Source organism: Pseudoalteromonas sp. K222D (assembly GCF_017653575.1).
Taxonomy (GTDB): Bacteria; Pseudomonadota; Gammaproteobacteria; order Enterobacterales; family Alteromonadaceae; genus Pseudoalteromonas; species Pseudoalteromonas nigrifaciens.
The window spans coordinates 40889-64179 of sequence record NZ_JAGGDL010000002.1 but is presented as its reverse complement, the minus strand read 5'-3'; the positions used below and the strand labels follow the sequence as shown (position 1 = coordinate 64179).

The following is a 23291-nucleotide window of genomic DNA, read 5'->3' as shown; positions in this document are numbered from 1 at the left end:
ACTCTACTGGTTAGTATTATTTAACGCATAACTCCATCGCCCGTTAAATGATTGGTAAGCATTTACTTTAGCGAGCAGTGATGAAATCGTTGAATCAACAGCATTTTCTTGAGCTATTAGAACATCCCGACGCGCATCTAACAACTCTAAGTAAGGAATTTGCCCTTCTTCGTACATTGCTTGCGCTTGTAAAAATGCATTATTAGCAAACTGATAACGCTGCTCAGCAAAGCTCTTTTGCTGAGCTTGGTTGACCAACAATTGCAAAGAAAGTTCACTTTCGCTCAGCGCTTGGAGTATCACTTGTTGATAATCGCTATAAGCCGCTTGAGTTAAAAGTTGCTGTGCATCGCGCTGCGCTATGAGTGCCGGGTAGCTCAGTATTGACCACTGAATTTGCGGAGCCACCTGCCATTGCTGCTGTGTATCACTAAAGCTATTACTACCAATACTAAGCACGCCTGCAAAACCACTTAAGCTTATATCTGGTAATAACGCTTTACTTGCAGCAACACTTAAACTATTTGCTTGGCTAAATGCATAAAGTGCTTGGCTAATATCGGGCCTAAGTGCGATAGATTCATTAGCATCATTTAACGATACGGTAAATTTATGCTCTAAAATGGCTTGCTCATTAGTGAGTTTAACATTTTGTGCTAGCCGTCCGCTAAGCACAGCCAGTGTAGATAAATCACGATACTTAGCGTATTCAATTGCCGGCATTAGTGCTTGTTGTTGCTTAAGTTGTGCCATAGTACGGTTTAAATCAAGCTCGTTTGCTACGCCTTCATCAACCTGGGCTTGAAGTACCGCAATACTTTGCTCTAGTGCGTCTATTTGCAACGTAACAATGTGCTGCTTTTGTACATTACCTTGATAGCTCACAAAGCCTTTAACAACCGACGAAACCACTTCAATTTGCAATAAACGCACTTGCTCGGCTTGGCTCATGGCCGATGCATTCGCTGCATCAACCAATGCCGTAATACGACCAAATAAATCGAGCTGCCAATTAAGTGCTAAATTAGCACTCGATTGACGACTGTTAGTATCGCCTAAACCACTGCGCTGCGCGCCAATTTCTACCCCGCCTTGCGGTAAATACTGCGCTTGTTGCTCACCTAAGCGCGCCAAGGCGCTTTTAAGTACTAACTGACTGGTTTGTAAGTTGTGGTTATTGGCTAATGCGTCTGTAACCAACTGATTTAACTGAGCTGATTCTAGCTTTTGCCACCAGTTTGTCTCATCAATATTATTAAGCTCGCTGGCTATATTGGCACTAGCTATAAACTCACTAACCACGTTTTGCTCGCTGGCAGCGTCAATTTTAGCGGCGCAACCCGATAACATAGCAGCAATTAATATAGCGCTTGTGGTAAGCGACGTTTTAAGGCTTTTTTGCACTAATTTAGTCATGTGATACCTGCTGTACTTTTTGCTTTTTATTAGCTACTAACATATAAAATACCGGGGTAAATAATAAGCCGAACACGGTTACTCCTATCATGCCTGCAAATACAGCATTACCCATAGCGTGGCGCATTTCAGCTCCCGCACCCGTTGCTAATACTAATGGTACAACGCCCGCGGTAAAGGCTATTGAGGTCATTAATATGGGGCGTAAGCGCATTCGACATGCCGCTAACATGGCATCTAAATGTGATAAACCGGTTTCGTGTTGATCTTTGGCAAACTCCACCATAAGTATCGCGTTTTTAGAGGCCAAAGCCACCAGCACAATTAATGCAATTTGCGTAAATATGTTGTTGTCTGAGCCCACAAACCACACCCCAATTAGCGCCGAAAATATGGTCATAGGTACAATCATTATAATTGCCAATGGTAAACGTAGGCTTTCGTATTGTGCAGCCAGCACCATAAATACCAGTAGTACCACTAACGGAAATACATACACCATAGTATTACCCGCAAGTACTTGCTGATAGGTTACTTCGGTCCACTCGTATTCAATACCTGAAGGTAGCGTATCGGCAAGTACTTTTTCAATCGCAACTTGCGCTTGGTCTGAGCTATAACCTGGCGCTGGGCTGCCATTAAGTTCTGCACTTGGGTAGCCGTTGTAATGCATTACTCTGTCTGGGCCTATGGTAGGAGTTACCGTTAACACTGATCCTAATGGCACCATATTACCCGCACGATTTCGTACTTTTAAATGCAATATTTGTTCTGGATCAACGCGATAATCGGCGTCAGCTTGCGCATTGACTTGGTAAGTACGGCCAAATAAGTTGAAGTCGTTTACATACACTGAGCCTAAATATATCTGTAGCGCATTAAACACTTCATCCAGTGGTATGCCTTGAATAAGCGCTTGTTCACGGTCTATATCTATATCCATTTGTGGTACTTGAATACGAAAACTTGAGTACAGGCCAACTAATGCAGGGTCTTGTTGCGCTTTGGCTATTACCGCCTGTAGGCTATTAAATAATGCTTCAAAGCCTTTGTTTGCTCTATCTTCAATTTGTAATTTAAAGCCACCTGTGGTGCCTAAACCTTGAATAGGCGGCGGCGGAAATACCGCTACAAATGCTTCGTCAATTGCTGCAAAGCGCTGATTAAGTTGCGCTGCAATTGCCATGGCAGATAGGCTAGGATCAGTCCGCTCACTAAAAGGAGCTAAGGGCGTAAATACAATACCGCTGTTAGGGCTGTTGGTAAAACCGTTAACCGATAACCCCGGAAAGGCAACCGTATGGGCAACGCCGGGCACTTCTAGCGCTATTTGTTGCATTTGTTTAATAACCGCTTCGGTACGATCTAGGCTCGCAGCATCAGGGAGCTGTGCAATCGCCACTAAATACTGTTTATCTTGCTGAGGAATAAAGCCACCGGGTACAGAGTCAAATAACTTAATAGTACCGCCCACTAAAGCAACGTAAGCAACCATGACCACCACGCTCATGCGGATCAGCTTTTGTACCAGTTTTTCGTAGCCTTTAGCGCCACGATTAAACACGCGATTAAAGGGTGCAAATAACCAACGGCCAAATAGTTTATTTAACAACCGCGTAAAAGCGTCTGGCTTTGCGTCATGGGGTTTTAATAATAATGCAGCGAGTGCTGGGGATAAAGTCAGCGAGTTAAAAGCTGAAATAATAGTAGAAATAGTAATGGTTAAGGCAAATTGCTTATAAAACTGCCCCGACAACCCGGTAATAAACGCCGTAGGAATAAATACCGCACTAAGTACCAAAGCAATTGCAATAATAGGGCCGGTTACTTCACTCATGGCAACGCGGGTTGCTTCAAGTGGCGACAGACCTTTTTCAATATTACGCTCAACGTTTTCTACCACTACTATGGCATCATCTACCACAATACCTATGGCCAATACTAAACCAAACAGCGACAAGGTATTGATAGACACTCCCAGCAACTGCATCACTGCAAAAGTACCAATGAGTGAAACAGGCACCGCAATCAATGGAATTATAGATGCACGCCATGTTTGTAAAAATACAATCACCACAATAACAACCAATGCGATTGCTTCTAGTAAGGTAGTAATTACTGCATCAATAGAGCCCCGTACAAATACTGTCGGGTCGTACACTATGTCGTATTCAACACCCGTAGGAAAGTCTTTCGCTAAACGTGCCATGGTTTCGCGTACTTGATCAGAGAGCTCAATTGCGTTAGAACCTGGGCGTTGAAATATTGGCATTGCCAGTGCTGGTTGGTTATCAAGCTCAGCGCGCAGTGCATAAGTGTCTTGCCCTAAATCTACACGGGCTATATCTGATAAACGGGTTAACTGCCCTTGCTCACCTACTTTAATAATAACTTGTTCAAATTCTTCAATACTGTTTAAACGACCTTTAACATTTAACAATATTTGAAACTGGCTGTCGTTCGAAATTGGCTGAGCGCCTAAGCTACCCGCAGCAACCTGCTGGTTTTGTGAGCGCAGCGCACTTATTACATCCGATGCGGTTAACTCGCGCGATGCTAAAGCATCGGGATTAAGCCACACACGCATAGAATATTTACCGCCACCAAACAGGCGAATATCACCTACGCCCGATAAGCGTGCTATTTCATCTTTAATATTTAAATCGGCATAATTTGATAGATACGCCGTATCGTGGGTGTTTTCAGGAGAATATAAATGCACCACCATGGTTAAGTCGGGCGATGACTTTTCGGCTACCACGCCTAAGCGCTGTACTTCTTGTGGTAAACGCGGCAATGCGCTATTTACTCGGTTTTGTACTTGTACTTGTGCTCGGTCTAAATCAGTGCCAAGCGCAAACGTCACCGTTAAGGTCATACGACCATCACTAGTGGCTTGTGAAAACATATACAACATGTTTTCGGTGCCATTAATTTCTTGCTCTAATGGCGTTGCTACCGTTTGTGCAATAACGGTTGGGTTTGCCCCCGGGTAACTGGCTGTTACCACTACGGTAGGTGGAACAACTTCCGGGTATTCACTTACTGGCAGTTGAAATAATGAAATTCCCCCTGCTATTAAAATGATTAACGACAACATCGCCGCAAATATTGGGCGCTGGATAAAAAAGTGCGAAAACTTCATCAATAAACCTTATTGTTTAGCGACTAACTGGTTGTTGCTATTACCTAAAGTAAATGCAATTCCACTGGTATCAATAGTGACGGTATTAGGAGAAATTGGCATACCAGGTCCGACGCGAGCGGGGCCATTTACAGCAATCACATCACCCTCTGTAAGGCCTGCAGTAATCGCGCGTAATGAGCCATAACGCTCTCCAACGGTTACTAATTTATATTGCAGAATATTGTTTTCGCCGACCGTAAGTACAAAGCGATTTTTTAAATCTGTACCTATTGCTCTATCTGGCACTATCACTGTTTCAGTAATTGCATTAGCGGCTAACTTAATACGCGCAAACGAGCCTGCACGTAACTGCCCGCTATTATCTGCAAACACTGCTCGCACGCGTAAAGTACCCGTAGCGGCGTTAATTTGGTTGTCAATAAAGTTGATGTAACCTGAATAAGCAAAATCATCTTGACCTACCTTTTGCATTACCACAGGTTGGCGGCTTGCTGCACTAACATCATTAAACGATGAATTCCAAGTGCGCTCGTCTATATCAAAATAAGCGTACATTTTTTCATTTGAAACAATCGACGTTAATACGCTTTGCCCCGCTAAAATATTATTACCTTTAGTAATATTAGCGCGCGAAATAATGCCATCTATAGGCGATACAACTGAGGTAAATTCTAAATCAAGCTGCGCCGATGTTAACTGTGCTTGTAGCGCCGCTAGTTGCGCTTCGCGTTGGCGCAGTGTTGAAGTACGTGCTTGTGCTTGCTCAGTTGAAATAGCTTTACGCTGCGTTAAGCGTACCGCACGGGTTGCTTCACTGCTTGCTTGTTCAAGCGCTGCTTTTGCACTGTTAACTTGCGCCTCAAGGCTGGCAACCTTGGCTGTAAATGAACGGTTATCTAATTGAAATAACACGTCGCCCTTATTTACCAAGTCGCCTTCGTTAAACTCGATGCTGTCGATAACACCCGATACTCGTGGCATTAAAGCAACTTCTTGAGGCGATTCTAAGCGAGTTGTGTAGGTGTGCCAGCTTTGTACCGGTTTAACAATAACCTTGGCAACATCTATTGGCTGATGTTGCGCTGTTGGAGCCGACTGAGCCGTGCTTTCATCGGCACAACTTGTAAGTGTTAAGGATGCTGTAGCCAGTGCTACAGCAATTAAATGTTTGTTCATTACGACGCTCCTTTATAATTAGCGTTGCATGGTACGGAACAATCGTGCTGACAAAAATAATAGATTTCTAAATTCATTAATGCCAAAATGGCATCAATAAACTATTTTAGGTAATATTATGGATACAACTAGTCGACTTTTAATGTTACTTGAAGTGGTTGAACAAGGCTCTTTTGCCAAAGCAGCTGAAATACGTAATATTGACCGCTCCGTTATATCAAAACAAATTAGCCGTTTAGAAGATGAGCTTGGCGTGAGGTTGTTAAACAGAACAACACGTTCTTTTTCGCTTACTGCAGCGGGCGCCGAAATGATAAAAAAAGCAGCCGACCTTAGAGAGCTGCTAGGTGAAACCCTGCGCATGGCCGAAAACTATCACCAAGAGCCGCGTGGATTATTAAAAATAACAGCGTCAACCATTATTGGTCGCCGTTATTTACAACCTGTTATTAATGATTTTCAAAAACGCTTTCCACAAGTAGAAGTAGAATTACGTTTAGATGACCGCTTGGTCGATATAGTATCTGAAGGGTTTGATTTAGCATTTAGAATTGGCGAGCCAAAAGATTCATCGCTCATTGCGCGTAAAATTGCCCGTAATCGTTTATTAATATTAGCAACACCTGAATTTGTAAAAACCTATGGCATGCCTAAAACTATGAGCGATCTGGCTCAATTACCGGCGGCAAGCTATAAAAGCAATGCATTTAGAGTGGATGCAATAAATTACTATAACGATAAAGGTGAGGCTTGCGAGCAAAAAATAAGGAGTGTGTTTCGGGCTAACGACGCTGAAGTATTGCTAATGAAAACACTCTCTGGCACCAGTTACTTTTTGGCGCCTGCATTTTTACTCGATAACGAAGTTATTGATGGCGAGTTAGTGCCATTACTTACCAATATAAAAATAATGGACCACAGTGCTATGTATGCGTTATATCCGCATCGCGACTTACCGGTCAGAACGCGACTATTTTTTGATGCTGTGCGCGAGTATTTAGGCAAAGATAAACCGATTTGGGAAAACAGTATCCCAAATTTTGATCACATGTATTAATCGTTATATAAGCGCTGTTTTGTCACTTTTAACCGCTGGATAATAAACGCTATTGCGCCCTAAATCTTTGGCTTTATAAAGCTGTTTATCGGCTGCTTTAAGCAATTCATTGAGTGATTGTTGGGGTTTATAATTTGCAACGCCAATACTTGCTGTTAGGTTTATTTTATAGTTATCAACGTTTATGTATTTATTTTCCAGTGCAGCTCTTACTTTTTCGGCAACAGCAAGCGCTGCATGCTCACTATTAAACGAGCTTATAAGTGCAAACTCCTCGCCCCCGACCCTAAAAACATAACCTTTAGCAAAAGTAACTTTTAATAGCGTGGCTACTTCTATCAATACTTTATCGCCCACATCGTGGCCGTATTTATCATTTATTTGCTTAAAAAAATCTAAATCAACTAAAAATAAGTAAAGCTGGGTACGCTCACGTAACTCAACCGAAAAGTAATGATTCATTGCCAAACGATTACCCGCTCCGGTCAGAGGGTCAAGCATGGCAAGTTTTTTAAGTCTTTTTGAAAACGATGCGCGGCTACTTTCAAATGTATGTGAAATAGCCCAAATAACAATATAAGCAAATAATATATTTAAATATAAATTCAGAGAAGTAAAAGGAGCTAACGAGGATTTATTCATTAATACAATACTTTGTAAGCTAAGCAAAACCATAGAAAAAATAAATCCATAGTTTTTTCCTAGCAATAAATAATACATAGTAGGCAGCACCAACGCCCAAACAAACACCCCATTACTAGGTGCGGCTATATAAGCTCCAAAAACCACAATAAAAGAAATAAAGGCACACATAACAACAGACTGCCAAACTTGCACCGAGTGTTTACCCAAACGAAAATAAATGCAAAAACAATACAGCGAAAAAACAACTTCAAAATAACCAAGCACACTTAAATTATTCACAGTAAGATTAAAACCTGCAAATACCAACGCCAAGCAACCAAAGCATAAGCTGACCCATTTGAGAACATTTTTCCTTAAAAACTCTGTACTATTAAGTGCTGCTATATCCATTTATGAAACTTGATAAAAAATAAAAAATTAGTTTAACGTGAAACATAAATATAACAAAATAGTTTACCTACAATAGCAGCCCTGCTGGTAAATAATTATATAAAAATTCGTTACTGTACTGCGTAAAAAACCTAATCAGCAATAAGATCGTCCACCGTCTCTATCAACTCAGCAAAGTACTTATTTACGTGGCGGCGTTGTTTATCCGATAAAGTACTATTTAAACTAACAAGCAAATTTACATGAGCCATTAAATTAGCTTGGTTTTTGGCCGCTAATTCTTCACTAATAAAATATTCACGATCGGTAATTATAATGCTCATTTGCTGCTCAAACTGCTCAACATTACGTAATTCATAATTAAAAGCCTGTTGCAGTGCGTTTAACCTATTTTGCTTATAACGCTGCCAAAGCACAAAGGTATTAATATGCTGCTCGTTAGCTACTGTTATAAGCTGTGTTTGCTGCTTAGTTAATTTCCCTAACCAATCTTTATAATAACTAAGCTGCTCTTTTAGGCGCTCTTCGCTAAGTTGTTGCGTCGTTTGCTCTTGATACTGTTTTAACTCGTCAGCTAAGTTAGCTTGTATGTTAGTTACAAGCTCTTGTTGTTGCTTGGTACTGAGTGTTTTAGCCAATTCTATTAAAGGCGCTAACCTGTACTAATAAATTGCTCCAATGCAATTTAGCTACAGTAACCTGCTGTGTTAAATCGCTGATATTAAACTCACTATTAAATGTTTTTTGTAACTTGATAAGATCTTGCTTGTACTTAGGCAGCTCTACCTGACGATGCCAATTACGGGTTTGTTTAATTATAATTTTAAGCTGTTTTGCTTGGCTACTGTTTAGGTCTATGTAGTCATCTACCCAAAATGATGATAGCCAAGGTAAATTGTTATAAGCAAAAGAAGTAGAGCAGCTAGCTAAAAGTACAAAGCTGATGACTACCATTGCATGTATTATTTTTTTTGTATTTATTTTAATTAACATAACTCTCCTGCGCACACACAAACTTGATAATAGTTTTTATTTGCATTTGACTTTAATTTAAATCTAACTGATAATCACTCGCATAAGTTAAATGTACCGACCTCAGTGCCCAAGGATGAACTTTAAGCACGGATGCTGTTATTTTATTTAAGCACGTAATACTTATGTAGCTCAGGTTTTAATAAACAAAGTTTAGCTTACATCTTCATTTTTCATATTAGTGACGGTTGATATGACCCAAAAGCCCGAAAGGGCTTTTTTTACTGCTTTAAATTTTTTGTAATATCTGTATCTTACACTGCTAAAACAACTCTGCTCGGCTTTAAGCTATAATAAGCGTACTTTGCATTTGCTAATGCGGTGCTTAATACTAAAGCCAGCGTAATGCATAACAAGCAATAAACTTTGCACTTAATTTTTAAACGTTGCATTACCTCATTTAGCGCAAAATTTTAAATAGAATAATGTTTAAATAGTACACATTGCAACTATCACTTATTGGAGACATTTTTATGTCACAGTTTAATTTTAAAACCTTACTCCTAGCTGGCATTTTACTTAGTAGCCCTTTCGCTCATGCTGGGTTAGAGGAAGGGATCAAAGCCGCTAATGAAGGCGAATTTGCACAAGCACTAAAAGAGTTTAATTACCTAGCAGATAAAGGCTTTGCCCCTGGTATTTATGAGCTGGGTAAATTGTATGAAGGTGGGTATGGTGTAACGCGTGACTACCGTAAAGCTGCTCAACTTTATCAACAAGGGGTAGCAAAAAATCACCCCGATTCTATGTTTGCTTTAGCCGTTTTATACGATGAAGGCAACGGGGTAAAACTCGACAAACAAATGGCAATAAAGTTATTTGAACAAGCGGCAAACAAAAACCTACCCGCTGCACAATTTAACCTAGGCGTTATGTATGCCAATGGTGATGGCGTAAGCGTAGATTATGAACTTGCTAAAACGTGGTATGAAAAAGCTGCAGCCAATAATTATACTTTGGCGCAATTTAATTTAGCTTTAATGTACTTTGAAGGCTTAGGCATGCCTAAGAATTTAGAAAAGTCATATATTTGGAACACCATTGCCGAGTATAACGGCAATATGCAAGCAAGCCATAGTCGCAAGCTCGACGAGCAAAAAATGCTGCCCAAAGAAGTGGAAGAAGCAAAAGAAAAAGCCGACGCTATTTATACCAGAATTTTAGCCGGCACTTACGCTGGTGAAGGGCGGTTGTTTTAATAAACTGCTTTAAACGCTGTTTTAATTAATTGCTCTAAAACAGCGTTTAAATAACAAGGCTAAGCTCGCTAATACTAACTAATGCAGTAAGATGAGTTTAGCCTTTTTGTTATATTCACTACTTTTTAATATAAAGCCACTTTAATAACTTAATTAGTACTTTGCTTTGTTTAAGTAGCATGCCGATACGTGGATTGAATGATCCAGAAACCAGCGTGTTTTTAGCATGGCTAAAGGTTAAAAACCCTTCATTAGCATGATAATGCCCCATTCCAGAATGCCCCACTCCACCAAACGGCGCATCATCGGCAGTTACTTGCACTAAGGTGTCGTTAACCGCAACAGTACCACTTAGTGTTTGCTTTATAATATATTCTTGAATTTGTTTATTTTGCCCTAAAATATACAAGGCTAATGGGTGATGATGCTGCTTTATATAACTTATTGCGTGCTCTAAGTTGGTGTAACTCATTACAGGTAATATTGGGCCAAATAGCTCATCTTTCATTAATTGCATGTCATCGGTTACTTGGGTGACAATATGTAGCCCCATTCGATGTTTATCTGGGTCTTGCTGGTTATCTTCAAGAGGTTTAATTATGGTTGCGCCTAGCTGCTGTGCTTGTTCTAAATAACCAGATAAGCGTGCATAGTGAGCGTCGCTTACAATAGAGGTTAAATTTTTACCTTCTACCCCTTGTTTGTAGTGTTTTTTATATAATTCACACAAGTGTTGCACCAATTGATGCTCAAGCTCTTTGGGTACAAATACATAATCGGGGGCAACACAAATTTGCCCAGCATTGGCCATTTTACCAAAGAGTATTGCTTGCGCCGCTTTTTTAATATCTGCTTTTTCAGTAATAATAACAGGCGATTTACCGCCAAGCTCTAAGGTAACTGGCGTTAAATTAGCACTTGCAGCGCCCATTACTAACTTACCTACCGCAATTGAGCCTGTAAAAAACAGGTGTGCAAATGGCAGCGATGAAAACTCACTAGCAACGTCACTCCCCCCTTGTATTATTTTACAATGCTGCTCTAGTTCACCACTAAATAGCTTTTCAAGCACTTGATTGGTGTGGGGGGTAAACTCACTGAGCTTCAACATTGTACGATTACCCGCTGCCAATGCGGTAATAACAGGCACAATGGCAAGCTGTATTGGGTAATTCCAAGGCGCTATAATGCCAACCACGCCTTTAGGCTGGTATGTTACGCTCACCTTTGAAGGCCATAAGCTTAAACCTACTGATCGCTTGCTTGGTTTAGACCACTTTGGTAGTTTTTTTATGGTGTGCGCTAAGGCTTGCATGGTGGGTAATATATCGCCTAGCAAGGTATCAAATGCGGTGCGATAACCAAAGTCTTTTGATACTGCGTCTATCAGCTCTTGCTCAAACTCTACAATACGACTGCGCAATTGCTTTAACACTGTGATGCGTTTATTAATCGACAAGTAAGGAGTTTTTATAAAGTACTGTTGTAACTCATCAAATTGTGTAGTTAACGAAGGTGTTTGCGGTGCGTCGATAGTCAAAATAGATTACTCAAATTTTAAAGTTATTTGAGACTATAACCTTGTTCTGTAATACGAGCAATAAAGAGTAATTTTGCATAGTATTGAACTATATACAAAACTACTCTGGTTTTGGTTGGAACTAAGTGGTAACTGTTGCAGCTATTGGCTGTTGTTTAGCAGCCAATAGCTGCGTAATTTAAAAGCCAAATACTTGCGCTGCAATTGTCATTGTTACTAAGGTAATTAAAACAATTGCCACAATATTAAGCACAAAGCCTGCGCGTATCATGTCGCGCATTTGTATTTGCCCTGAGCCAAACACAATTGCGTTTGGCGGAGTGGCTACTGGCATCATAAATGCACAACTACAGGCAATCGCCGCCGGAATAACCCACACAAGTGGTGAGCCTGCAATGGATTCTGCAACGGGGCCAAGTAAGGGTAAAAAACCAGCCGCGGTGGCGGTGTTACTGGTGATTTCGGTTAAAAATGTAATTAATGCAACGACCACTAAAATACTCATAACGAGAGGAATAGCACTCGCGCCTTGAATCATTTGTGCAATATATTGCGCCAAGCCCGATGACTTTATTTGCGAGGCAAGTGTTAAGCCACCACCAAACAATAATAATACGCCCCATGGCACTCTAGCAGCACTTTCCCAATCTAAAATACGCTCGTTAGTGCCTTTATTTGCAGGCAATACAAATAATAATAACGCCGCTGCAATCGCAATAGTGGTGTCTGAAATACTCAAACCACTAAACTCGCCTAGCAAAGGTCTAAATATCCAACACGCGGCAGCAAGCACAAATACAAATAACACGCCTTTTTCGGCGCGTTGCATTTCACCAAGTGCTTTTAATTGTTCAGTAAATACAGCTTTGGTGTCTATTTTTTGATTATTTTTAATACCTGCGTCTACTTTATAAGCAAACTTTGTAAGCCAAATCCAACTAATAAACAGCATACTTACCGCCAGTGGCACACCGACTAGCATCCACTGTGCAAAGCCAATTTCTATTTGGTAGCTATCGGACAAGTAAGCTGCCATTAAAGCATTAGGCGGAGTACCGATTAATGTTGCAATACCACCAATACTCGCACCATAAGCAATAGAAAGTAGTAAAGCTTTTCCAAATCCTTCATTGCTAGGATCTGACTGCTTTACTAAATGTGTAATAGACAAAGCTATTGGTAGCATCATCACTGCAGTGGCTGTATTTGACATCCACATAGATAAAAAGGCCGTAACCAGCATCATAGCTAAAATTTGTAAGCTAGGCTTAGTGCCTGCATACAACATGGTGCTCAGTGCTATGCGTTTATGTAACCCCCAGCGCTCCATTGCGATAGAAATTAAAAACCCACCTAAAAATAAAAATATTAATGGATGAGCATAAGGCGCGGCTACACTTTTCATACCTGCTATACCAGCCAGTGGCGATATAACAAGTGGCAATAAAGCAGTCGCCGGAATAGGCACTACTTCGCTTACCCACCACGACGCCATCCAAAATGCTAACCCAGCAGTTTTAAACGCGGCACTGGACATGCCCGTAGGGGGATCGAGTAAACAGGTCAATAGCATTATGCTTGGCCCAAGTAACAGTAATAACCATTGCTTAAATTGGTTTTTAGGCACGTTATTTTGCAAAATTTGTTGTGTCATTTATCTAAACCTTAAAATTTGTACCTAAGACCAAGCGCTAAGCTGCTATCGGCGTTTTCTTCTAAGTCTAAGTCTGTATATAAAAGATAAGCCGTGGTTTGTTTATCAAATACATAGTCTAAACCTGTACTCCACTGAGTGGCTTCTGACTCTTGACGCAGTGCTGAGTCATCTTTTGCAAACTGTAATTTAGGAACCCATTTATCTAATGTATAGCTTGCACTTAGTACATAGCCATTGCCTGATTTAGTGCCATCTATTGAATCTGAGTGTTGATACAAAGCACCTAGCTGTAACTGCTCAAACTTATAAACACCTGCAATCCGACTCGCTTTAATATTATTAAGTGAGTCAACATGGCTTAAAGAAATATAATATGGCGTATTGTTTAAATTACGATCACCGTAAATAAGTGTAGCGGCAAAACCCGCTTGGTTATCTTTATTATCGTCTTTGGGGGCATAAGTAAATGAAAACTGAGCATTATGCCAATAGTTTGAAGTGTAAGTGATGGTATCACCAAGGCGGTCTTGCCCAGCAATAACTTGTGCTATATCGGCTTGTGTTTCGTTAAAATTATCCAGCTTACCTTCTGAGTATTTAAAGCGGGTATCGTTTCTACCGACAACTATTTCACCAAACACACCTTTTAAACCTAAATAGGTATTACGCGCTGCAAACGGCTCGTTAGTATCGTCATGTTCAAAGCCCTTTACTTGTACTTCGTATTTAAATACTGCGCTAACGTACTCGTTAAGTGTGTGTTGTCCTTTGATCCCTATGCGTGAAAATGGCGCGTCTATTTGTGTGCCTTCATCAGCGTAGCGCATAACACCTGTGTCGGTTTTAGCTATTTGTACTTCTGCTTTACCATACACAGAATATTCAGCAGCTAATACCATATTAGGTAAGGCAGTTATGCTACACAATAAAGTAAGCGCAGAACGTTTAACGTGTGTGTTGTTTATCATCATGTGTCCTAAAAATTAGAATCTACTTATTGTTGTACACCCATTAAAGCAAAATGGTGGCCAACTACTAAATAAACATAAATTTCAGTAAGTTAAATGATTAACACTGTTTTTAAAGCAAAAAAGTGTGCGGATATCCGCACACTTTTATTTAAAAACATCACCTTTATCGCACACTACTACATGCCCTAATCAGTAAACATATCCCGATTTAGACCATATTTACTCATTTTGTCGTACAAGGTTTTACGCGCAATTTGCAGCGTGCCCATGGTGTTTTTTATACTGCCATGGTTACGCTCTAATGCTTCTTCTATTAAAGATTGCTCATAATAACTGACCTTTTCGGCCAAACTTAAATCTTGTGATAACACTTGTTGATCAGCTGAATCACTTTGCGCAAATGCTAATTCAGGCCCTAACAATACTGCTCGTTCTGCTTGGTTTCTTAGTTCACGCACGTTACCTGGCCAGTCATAGGCTAATAAACGTTGTTCTAACTCTACATTTAATGCCCCAAGTGGTTTATAAAACCGCGTTGCCGCAATTGAGCTAAAATGCTTAAATAATAAAGGAATATCAGCTTTTCGATCGCGCAGCGCTGGAATGCTTACTTTGACCAAACTAAGGCGATAATATAAATCGGCTCTAAACCCACCTTCATTCACCAATGCCAGCAAATCAACTTTAGTAGCAGCAACAATGCGAATATCTAAGTTAACGGTATGATTAGCGCCAACCGGCGTTACCTTTCGCTCCTCTAGTACACGCAGTAACTTTACTTGTAACGACAACGGGGTGCTTTCTATTTCATCTAAAAAAACAGTGCCACCTTGGGCAAATTCAAATTTACCCTTTCTATTTTTTGTGGCCCCAGTGTATGCACCGCTTACAGCACCAAACAGTTCACTTTCTATGAGCTGCTCTGGCACAGCACCACAGTTAATCGCTACAAATTGACAGCTTGAACGGTTACTGTGGTCGTGTAAGTAACGTGCAACCAGCTCTTTGCCAGTCCCAGTTTCACCTTCAATTAATATATCTGCAGGAGTATCTATCACGGTATTAAGCAGCTTCATCATGTGCTGCATTTTAGGCGTATCACCTAAAATACGCACACCCGGCGCTGAGGTTTTTTCTACCGCGCGTTTAAGAGCGCGATTTTCCATTACCAGGCTGCGTTTATCGCACGCTCTAGCAATACAATCTATTAAATGCTCGTTAAGGGGTTTTTCAAATAAATCATAAGCGCCTAACTGCATCGCTTTTACCGCCACCGACACATCGGCATACCCAGTTAAAAATATAACCGGTAACTCACTATCAAACGCTTTTATTTGCTCAAGTAACGTAAGCCCGTCCATTGCTGGCATATTAATGTCGCTAAGGACCACGCCGCTATAGCCTCGGCTTAAGCGACTAAGCGCCGTTGCCCCATCACTAAAACATTGAACTTGGTAGCCTTCCAAAGTGAGTAATTGATTTAACGAATCGCGGATCATCGCCTCATCATCAATAACCATTACCTGTTTACAAAGCAGTGGCTCAATCATGTTGTGACTCCGCAGTACTCCAAAGACAAATAATAAACTGCGCCCCCCCTTCTGGGCGATTATGCGCACTTAAACGACCATCAAACGAGTCGATGATTTGCTTAGATATTGATAAACCAAGGCCTAAACCGGTACTCGACTTGGTACTATAAAATGGTTCAAAAATAGAGCCTAAAGTATGGTGTTCTATGCCAGATCCTGTATCTAATATCGATAGTTTTACGCGTCCATCAAAGCATTCAACTTCAAAACTTAATTGCCGCGTTGCGCAGTTACTCATTGCCTGCGATGCATTAGTAATAACGTTAACTAATACTTGTTCAAACTTAAGCGAATCGACCAAAACGGTAATATTTTGCTCAAACTGCGGAGGAATAATGCTAATATCATCTTGTTTTAGTTGTGAATGAGTGATCATTAAAGCGTTATTTAATAATGCCGACAAAGGGTGCGGCCTTAGTTGCATTTTTGAAGGTTTACTAAAGTGTTTTAATTGCGCAACAATTTTATGCACCCGCTCTACTAAGCCCTCAATAATGACTAAGTTCTCGTTTAATGCTGTTAACTTACCTTTATTTAGCAATATTTTTGCACTGGCTAAATAAGCGTTCATGGCACACAAAGGCTGGTTAATTTCATGGTTTATGCCTGCGCTTAATTGCCCTATGGTGGCAAGTTTTGCAGACTGTACTAAAGCGGTTTGAGCTTTTTCAAGTGCTTGGGTACGCTCAATCACTTTTTGCTCTAAACTGTGCCTAGAATAAAGTAGTTTTTTATAACCAGCAAAACGTGCAAGTAAGCTATAAACGATAAAAATAAACACACAATAAAAAATCATCAACCATAACAACCGAGGTAACTGCATGGCTGCTATGTTAGAAACATCTACTAATACGTTCATTTGAGCATTAAAGTGTTTTAATGGCTTAGAGGCCACTACATATAAACGCTTAGCAATTTTAAATTGTGCAATGTTTTGGCTATTAAATTGTTGTAAAGGAATAAGACCCGGCTGGTAGTCTAAATAAGCACGACGTTGATTTATTTCCCGCCTGGCTGCAATATCCAGCTCTTGAAAGCTGTTTAAACGCCAATTAGGCTCATCCGACATAGCAATAACATTATCTGCTAATTGTAAATAAAAATGACTACCTGCTGCCGTATTAAGCAGCGATCTGTCGTCTTCAAACTTAGCAACATTTACTTTTAGCGCCACAACCCCAATTGCTTTACCTTCATGATAAATAGCCTGCGAAAAATATAATCCACGCTCTTTTGAACGCTGACCAAGCGCAAAATAAGCTACCTTTTCACCCGCAAATGCTTGTTTAAAATACGGTCGAAATGAAAAGTTACTCCCTAAAAATGTATAATCGGCCTGCCAATTGCTGCTCGCAACGACCTCGCCCTGAGTATTAAGTATATAAATATCAGATGCGCCACTGGCTTTTTGTATATCCGCTAAGTAGTTGTTAATAGCGCTATAATGCTCTTCTTCATTATTAGTAAAGCGAATGAGTAAGTTGTTATTGGTGAGTAATTGCGGGATCGCAGCAAATCGAGCAAGCTCATTATCAATGTAGTTATTTAATTGGCTTACTTGTTGGTCGGCTTGTTTTTTTGCTTGCTCTAAGTCATGTATTCGACCAAACCAAAAAGTGACTGTTAACAACAAGAGTAGCAATAAAAATGCGAAAATAATTTTTTTAGGAATGAAGAACATAAACGCCTATAAAACGGGTAATGTTAGCTATTAATAATGGGGTATAGTTTATCTGCATAATGCAAAGAGAGATATAAACTTTTTGTTAACAATTGTATTAAAAACATAAAAACCGTGAAATAAGGCAATTTCACGGTATAAAAGTATAATTAAGCTTTGCCTAGCTTTGGTTTATTTTTAACATATTTATATAAACCAATTAAAGAGGCTGCAATCCAAAATATTTCAATTACAAAACTGGCTAAATTAAAGTTATAACAAAGACTAATAAGCAGCAATATAGCGCCGGTTAAGTTCATCATGTTATAAAGCAAACTCGCTGGTGATACTTTATTTAGTTGTAACAAAAAAAATGAACCCACTACTAAAGCAGTACCCGTCATACCTACAATATCAAATAAAAGTGCAATCACACGTCTATCCTTTTCCATTTTAAAAACCCAATTGACTGGCCCAATCCGTGGGGAGGGTATTTTTCAATCATTGAAACAGCAAAACCGGTTAAGTTTATCAATGTAGCAAATTCAATCAAGGGCTTATGTCCGCCCTAATCGGAATATTGAAATAAACAGATGCCTTATTTAAAAGTAACTTTTCCACCAATCATTTTATATGCAGCTGTGCCTTTAATAATTACGGGCCGCGCAAATGGGCGTTCGCATTTTGGGCAAATACAAGGCTGCTTAGTATAGTCTTGGCTAATGCGCTCAATAAAACATTTAACTAACGCACCTTTTCCCCCTTTACGGTACTTAAATAAAGGTGCCCTGCAGCTTGAGCAAAATATATCGACCGTTTTGGTTGGCCCTTTTTTATTTGGCTTTGCCATTTGTCCTCCATTTTTGCAGTAATTTAATTAACTAGGCGTTATAAAATCAATGCCGATCAAAATTCCCCCAGCACCGCTGCTGTTAATTTGGTTAACTCATGTGGGTTAATCGCAATGTCTAAGCCTCGTTTACCGGCACTTACATAAATACATGCAAATTGTGCAGCGCTGCTGTGCAAAAAAGTAGCAAGACGTTTTTTTTGTCCCAGTGGGCTCACGCCTCCTAATACATAACCTGTGCTTGCTTGCACTTTTTTTGCCGCAGCCATAGCTACCTTTTTAGCGCCACACAATGAGGCAAGCAGCTTTAAGTTAACTTGCTGAGAAACAGGTGTAATGGCGACTATGAGCTGTCCATCTTGGTTTTCCAGCACTATGGTTTTAAACACCTGATCCCTATTAAGGTTTAGCTTTTGGGCTGCTTCAAGGCCAAAGTTAGTGGTGTTTGGATCGTGCTCATAGCTTAATAATTCAAAGCCAATTTTTTGTTTTTTTAGTAACTCTATTGCTGGTGTCATATGTTGCTACGCTATTATTTTGAGCAAAAAAAACGACGCTCTAAAAAGCGCCGTTTAATATTATAAAACACATTAAATTATTTAGTTAAATCATCAAAAAACTTTTTAACACCGTCAAAAAAGCCTTGCTCTTTAGGACGGTTTTTTGAGCTATCTTTGCCCATGCTTTCTTCTAATTCTTTTAATAATTCACGCTGACGTTCGTTCAGGTTTATTGGTGTTTCAATAACCACTTTACAAATTAAGTCGCCTATTGCACCACTGCGAACAGATTTAACGCCTTTGCCACGCATACGGAACATTTTGCCCGTTTGTGTTTCAGAAGGAATTTTAAGCTTAGCGCGACCATCAAGTGTTGGCACTTCAATTTCGCCACCAAGACCCGCTGTAGTGAAGCTAATAGGAACTTCACAATGTAAGTTATTTGCGTCACGTACAAAAATACGGTGTTCACGAACAGATACTTGCACGTACAAGTCGCCAGAAGGCGCACCATGCATTCCCGCTTCGCCTTCGCCCGTTAAGCGAATACGATCGCCGGTATCAACACCCGCAGGAATTTTAACCGATAAGGTTTTCGTTTTTTCTACGCGGCCTTGTCCATGACAGCTGTCACAAGGGTTAGATATAATCTGACCTTGTCCCTGACACGTAGGACACGTTTGCTGAACAGCAAAAAAGCCTTGGCGCATTTGTACTTGCCCAGCACCATGACACGTAGTACATGTTTTAGGCTTGGATCCGGCTTTTGCACCGCTGCCATCACATGGATCACAACCTACCCAAGTTGGTATTTTAATTTCGACTTCTTTACCACGAACCGCTTCTTCTAAGCTTAAGTCCATGTTGTAACGCAAATCAGATCCACGTTGCTGACGAGATTGACGTCGGCCACCGCCGCCACCAAAAATATCGCCAAATACATCACCAAAAACATCGCCAAAGTCGCCATGACCGCCGCCAAAACCACCATGACCACCACCGCCGCCACCTTGCTCAAAAGCTGCATGGCCGTATTGGTCGTAAGTTTGACGTTTTTGCGCGTCAGTTAATATCTCGTAAGCTTCTTTTACTTCTTTAAACTTTGTTTCAAGCTCTTTGTCGCCTGAAGTACGATCTGGATGATATTTCATCGCTAAGCGTTTATACGCTTTTTTAATGTCTCGCTCACTCGCATCTTTGCTTACGCCGAGGACTTCGTAATAATCGCGTTTTGACATATCTACCACACTACTCTTTTCTATTTGCAGCTAGGCTGCTTGATAAACCGATAAATCGTATCGATTTACCACCTAATTCTCATGCAAAAGGCGCGTCAAGCTATTGCCTGCGCGCCTCAATCGTTCATTCTAACTTAAACACTTAACTAAGTTACAGTGCTTTGTGTTAGCTAGAAGCGTAAGCAACAATTACTTGTCGTCTTTAACTTCTTCAAACTCTGCATCAACTACGTCGTCATCTTGCTTAGCAGATTGTTGTTGCTCGCCTGCGTCAGCTGAACCTTGTTGAGCTTTAGCTTGTGCAATTTCCATAAGCTTTTGAGACTTTTCAGCAAGCGCTTGAGTTTTAGCTTCAATTTCGTCTTTCTTGTCACTCTTAATAGCAGTTTCAAGGTCAACTACAGCCGCTTCAATCGCTTCTTTGTCTTCACTTGGAAGTGCATCGCCAGCTTCTTCAATTTGCTTGCGTGTACCGTGAACCATTGCATCTGCTTGGTTACGAGTCGCTACTAGCTCTTCGAATTTTTTGTCATCTTCAGCATGCGCTTCAGCATCACGAATCATTTGTTCAACTTCTTCATCACTTAAGCCTGAAGATGCTTGAATCGTAATTTTTTGCTCTTTACCTGTATCTTTATCTTTAGCAGATACATGTAAGATACCATCGGCATCCACATCGAATGTTACTTCGATTTGTGGTGTACCACGTTGTGCTGGACGAATACCTTCTAGGTTAAATTGACCTAGAGATTTGTTGTCGCTTGAACGCTTACGCTCACCTTGCAGTACATGAATTGTTACTGCAGACTGATTATCTTCAGCTGTTGAGAAAGTTTGCGATTTCTTAGTAGGAATCGTGGTGTTCTTCTCAATTAGTGCTGTCATTACCGAGCCCATTGTCTCAATACCTAGAGATAATGGAGAAACGTCTAGTAATAGTACGTCTTTAACGTCACCAGCTAGTACACCACCTTGAATTGCCGCGCCTACTGCAACAGCTTCATCAGGGTTAACATCTTTACGTGGCTCTTTACCAAAGAACTCAGCAACTGTTTTTTGTACTAAAGGCATACGTGTTTGGCCACCAACAAGAATAATGTCGTTGATGTCGCTTACTGATAAATCAGCATCAGCAAGTGCACGTTTTAATGGTTCAATTGACTTAGTTACTAAGTCTTCAACAAGTGACTCAAGCTTAGCACGTGTTAGTTTCACGTTCATGTGCTTAGGACCTGTCGCATCTGCAGTTACATACGGAAGGTTTACTTCTGTAGATTGTGCAGAAGATAGTTCAATCTTCGCTTTTTCAGCTGCTTCTTTAACACGTTGCATTGCAAGTGGGTCAGTTTTTAAGTCTAGACCTTGGTCTTTCTTAAATTCAGCTACTAGGTAGTTGATTACGCGGTTATCGAAATCTTCACCACCTAAGTGCGTGTCACCATTTGTAGCAAGTACTTCAAACGTGTGCTCGCCTTCAACTTCATCAATTTCAATAATTGATAAATCGAAAGTACCGCCACCTAAGTCGTATACTGCAACAATGTTTTCACCACGGTTTTTGTCCATGCCGTAAGCAAGTGCTGCAGCAGTTGGCTCGTTGATGATACGTTTAACTTCAAGGCCAGCAATACGACCCGCATCTTTTGTAGCTTGACGCTGTGAATCGTTAAAGTATGCCGGTACTGTGATAACTGCTTCAGTTACTGCTTCACCTAAGAAGTCTTCAGCCGTTTTCTTCATTTTTTTCAGGATTTCAGCAGAGATTTGTGGTGCAGCGCGTTTTTCGCCGCCCGCTTCAACCCATGCATCACCGTTATCGGCTTTAACAATTTTAAATGGCATGATGCCGATATCGCGTTGTACTTCTTCGTCTTCAAAACGACGACCAATTAAACGCTTAATAGCAAATACTGTGTTTGTTGGGTTAGTAACCGCTTGACGTTTAGCTGGCTGACCAACTAAAGTTTCACCGTCTTGCGTATAAGCAATAACAGACGGGGTTGTGCGATCGCCTTCCGCGTTTTCAATAACACGTGCTTTGCCACCATCAAGTACTGCAACACAAGAGTTTGTAGTACCTAAGTCTATTCCAATAATTCTACCCATGAAATTTCTCCAACTTCAATATTCGTTAATACGTTCGATGACTAGTTAATAGGGATGCTGCAAACTTAATTCAACTGTAAAAATGAAAAAAATATCATTTTTTTTGATTTTTTTACAAAATAAGCTAAATAAAGTGCAATATTTGCTAGCAACGCTGGTTTTTACGCCGTTTGTATTGAACTTTAATTGCTGGTCTGACAAGTTTGGCTGTGTTATATATTTAGTAATTCGTACTTTTAAGGACACGCTAACTAATGAATTTCGATCATTTACTGCAACAAGCCGCTAATATTAATAATCAAGACGACACTAATAATGTGGCAAACACCATGCAGTTTGAAGCTAATTGGTGCCAAGGGCGCACCGCTTTTGGTGGGTTATCTGCAGCACTTTTATATCAAGCAATGAGAGCTCAAGTAAATAGTGAGCGCCGGTTATTATCTTTAAGTACTAACTTTGTTGGCCCGCTGCTTGCCGATACGCCATTTTCTTTATCTGTAGAAATACTGCGTGAAGGCAAAAGTAGTACTCAAGTACTGGCCAAAGCAATTCAAAACGAGCAAGTGTGTGTAATTGTACAAGCCTGCTTTGCTAGTAACCGCAACTCAGCTATTAATGTACCCGTTGCAAAGTCGTTAGGCTTACAGGAAGTTAATGAGCGTCATACATTGCCATTTATACAAGGGCAAATGCCGGAGTTTTTTCAACATGTTGATTTATGCCCACAACAAGGTGCTATGCCTTTTAGCAGTGCAGAAACCTCCCATTTAGGTGGGTGGATGCGCTTTAAAGAAACTCCAGCGGCCATTACAGAAGCACATGTTATAGCGCTAACCGATGCATGGCCTCCTACCTTATTACAAATGTTTAAACAACCAGCGCCTGCTAGTAGTATGTCGTGGTATTTAGAGTTTGTGCAAGCGCCTAACTTAACTCCTGGTCAATGGTTGGGCTTTGAAGCAATTACCCATCATGCAAAAGGTGGTTACGGCTTAGAAGACGGCTGTATTTGGTCGCAATCGGGTGAGCTGATTGCCCTTACTCGCCAAACAGTGGCATTATTTGATTGATGTATAAGCAGTGGTATTAGCTATATATAATGTAGCCAGTGCCA

The 23291-nt window shown here is 40.5% G+C and carries 19 protein-coding genes; 3 read left to right on the top strand and 16 right to left on the bottom strand.

The genetic code is table 11. The features are described 5' to 3' along the window. Window positions 1-3: 3 nt before the first annotated feature. Genes J5X91_RS01755 through J5X91_RS01745 form a run of 3 tightly spaced genes read right to left on the bottom strand, consistent with a single transcriptional unit; the run spans window position 4 to window position 5740 of the window. Window positions 4-1416: a TolC family protein gene (locus tag J5X91_RS01755; RefSeq protein WP_208833941.1), complete on the bottom strand. Its 1413-nt coding sequence runs from the start codon at window positions 1414-1416 to the stop codon at window positions 4-6. Next, window positions 1409-4561: a multidrug efflux RND transporter permease subunit gene (locus tag J5X91_RS01750; protein WP_208833940.1), complete on the bottom strand. Its 3153-nt coding sequence runs from the start codon at window positions 4559-4561 to the stop codon at window positions 1409-1411. Before J5X91_RS01750 ends, J5X91_RS01755 begins: the two co-directional genes overlap by 8 nt. Window positions 4562-4570: 9 nt before the next feature. Continuing rightward, window positions 4571-5740 carry an efflux RND transporter periplasmic adaptor subunit gene (locus J5X91_RS01745; RefSeq protein ID WP_193038588.1) on the bottom strand — a complete coding sequence of 390 codons (1170 nt, stop codon included), beginning with the start codon at window positions 5738-5740 and terminating at the stop codon, window positions 4571-4573. A gap of 118 nt (window positions 5741-5858) precedes the next feature. Here J5X91_RS01745 and J5X91_RS01740 point away from each other — a divergent pair, with 118 nt between their 5' ends. Further along, window positions 5859-6797 carry a LysR family transcriptional regulator gene (locus J5X91_RS01740; RefSeq protein WP_011329997.1) on the top strand — a complete coding sequence of 313 codons (939 nt, stop codon included), beginning with the start codon at window positions 5859-5861 and terminating at the stop codon, window positions 6795-6797. Window positions 6798-6800: 3 nt separating this feature from the next. Here J5X91_RS01740 and J5X91_RS01735 read toward each other — a convergent pair whose 3' ends face one another. From J5X91_RS01735 to J5X91_RS18065, 3 genes are all read right to left on the bottom strand, one after another. After that, window positions 6801-7832 (bottom strand): GGDEF domain-containing protein, encoded by a 1032-nt coding sequence (locus tag J5X91_RS01735; RefSeq protein WP_208833939.1) that lies wholly within the window; start codon window positions 7830-7832, stop codon window positions 6801-6803. 131 nt (window positions 7833-7963) lie between these two features. After that, window positions 7964-8470, bottom strand: a complete 507-nt coding sequence (locus tag J5X91_RS18070; RefSeq protein WP_244363713.1) for a hypothetical protein — start codon at window positions 8468-8470, stop codon at window positions 7964-7966. Next, window positions 8463-8825, bottom strand: a complete 363-nt coding sequence (locus tag J5X91_RS18065; protein WP_244363711.1) for a hypothetical protein — start codon at window positions 8823-8825, stop codon at window positions 8463-8465. Before J5X91_RS18065 ends, J5X91_RS18070 begins: the two co-directional genes overlap by 8 nt. 512 nt (window positions 8826-9337) lie before the next feature. Here J5X91_RS18065 and J5X91_RS01725 point away from each other — a divergent pair. Continuing rightward, window positions 9338-10063, top strand: coding sequence for a tetratricopeptide repeat protein (locus J5X91_RS01725; RefSeq protein ID WP_193038794.1), 726 nt, complete (start codon window positions 9338-9340; stop codon window positions 10061-10063). Window positions 10064-10181: 118 nt separating this feature from the next. On the opposite strand, the gene J5X91_RS01720 is transcribed toward J5X91_RS01725, so the two are convergent. From J5X91_RS01720 to dnaK, 10 genes are all read right to left on the bottom strand, one after another. Further along, entirely contained in the window at window positions 10182-11603 is a 1422-nt protein-coding gene (locus J5X91_RS01720) for a coniferyl aldehyde dehydrogenase (protein WP_182683641.1), read from the bottom strand. Window positions 11604-11781: 178 nt separating this feature from the next. After that, window positions 11782-13257 carry a DASS family sodium-coupled anion symporter gene (locus J5X91_RS01715; RefSeq protein ID WP_208833938.1) on the bottom strand — a complete coding sequence of 492 codons (1476 nt, stop codon included), beginning with the start codon at window positions 13255-13257 and terminating at the stop codon, window positions 11782-11784. An 11-nt stretch (window positions 13258-13268) separates the two neighbouring features. Then, window positions 13269-14228 carry a porin gene (locus tag J5X91_RS01710; RefSeq protein ID WP_208834017.1) on the bottom strand — a complete coding sequence of 320 codons (960 nt, stop codon included), beginning with the start codon at window positions 14226-14228 and terminating at the stop codon, window positions 13269-13271. 188 nt (window positions 14229-14416) lie between these two features. Then, the gene (locus J5X91_RS01705) at window positions 14417-15781 is read right to left on the bottom strand and encodes a sigma-54 dependent transcriptional regulator (protein ID WP_011329990.1); all 1365 of its coding nucleotides are present in this window, start codon (window positions 15779-15781) and stop codon (window positions 14417-14419) included. Further along, the gene (locus tag J5X91_RS01700; RefSeq protein WP_208833937.1) at window positions 15774-17504 is read right to left on the bottom strand and encodes a cache domain-containing protein; all 1731 of its coding nucleotides are present in this window, start codon (window positions 17502-17504) and stop codon (window positions 15774-15776) included. Before J5X91_RS01700 ends, J5X91_RS01705 begins: the two co-directional genes overlap by 8 nt. Before the next feature lie 149 nt (window positions 17505-17653). Continuing rightward, window positions 17654-17917: a hypothetical protein gene (locus J5X91_RS01695; RefSeq protein ID WP_041454922.1), complete on the bottom strand. Its 264-nt coding sequence runs from the start codon at window positions 17915-17917 to the stop codon at window positions 17654-17656. Between the two features lie 164 nt (window positions 17918-18081). Beyond that, window positions 18082-18333 (bottom strand): hypothetical protein, encoded by a 252-nt coding sequence (locus J5X91_RS01690; protein WP_208833936.1) that lies wholly within the window; start codon window positions 18331-18333, stop codon window positions 18082-18084. 56 nt (window positions 18334-18389) lie between these two features. Next, a complete protein-coding gene (ybaK, locus tag J5X91_RS01685) occupies window positions 18390-18851 on the bottom strand; it encodes a Cys-tRNA(Pro) deacylase (RefSeq protein ID WP_182683645.1) in 462 nt (153 codons plus the stop codon). Between the two features lie 77 nt (window positions 18852-18928). Beyond that, complete coding sequence (dnaJ, locus tag J5X91_RS01680; protein ID WP_182677957.1) at window positions 18929-20071, bottom strand: molecular chaperone DnaJ; 1143 nt, start codon at window positions 20069-20071, stop codon at window positions 18929-18931. Window positions 20072-20260: 189 nt separating this feature from the next. Beyond that, window positions 20261-22177 carry a molecular chaperone DnaK gene (gene dnaK / locus J5X91_RS01675; RefSeq protein ID WP_011329985.1) on the bottom strand — a complete coding sequence of 639 codons (1917 nt, stop codon included), beginning with the start codon at window positions 22175-22177 and terminating at the stop codon, window positions 20261-20263. 254 nt (window positions 22178-22431) lie between these two features. Here dnaK and J5X91_RS01670 point away from each other — a divergent pair, with 254 nt between their 5' ends. Beyond that, entirely contained in the window at window positions 22432-23247 is an 816-nt protein-coding gene (locus J5X91_RS01670) for a thioesterase family protein (protein ID WP_011329984.1), read from the top strand. The last annotated feature ends 44 nt before the right edge of the window (window positions 23248-23291 follow it).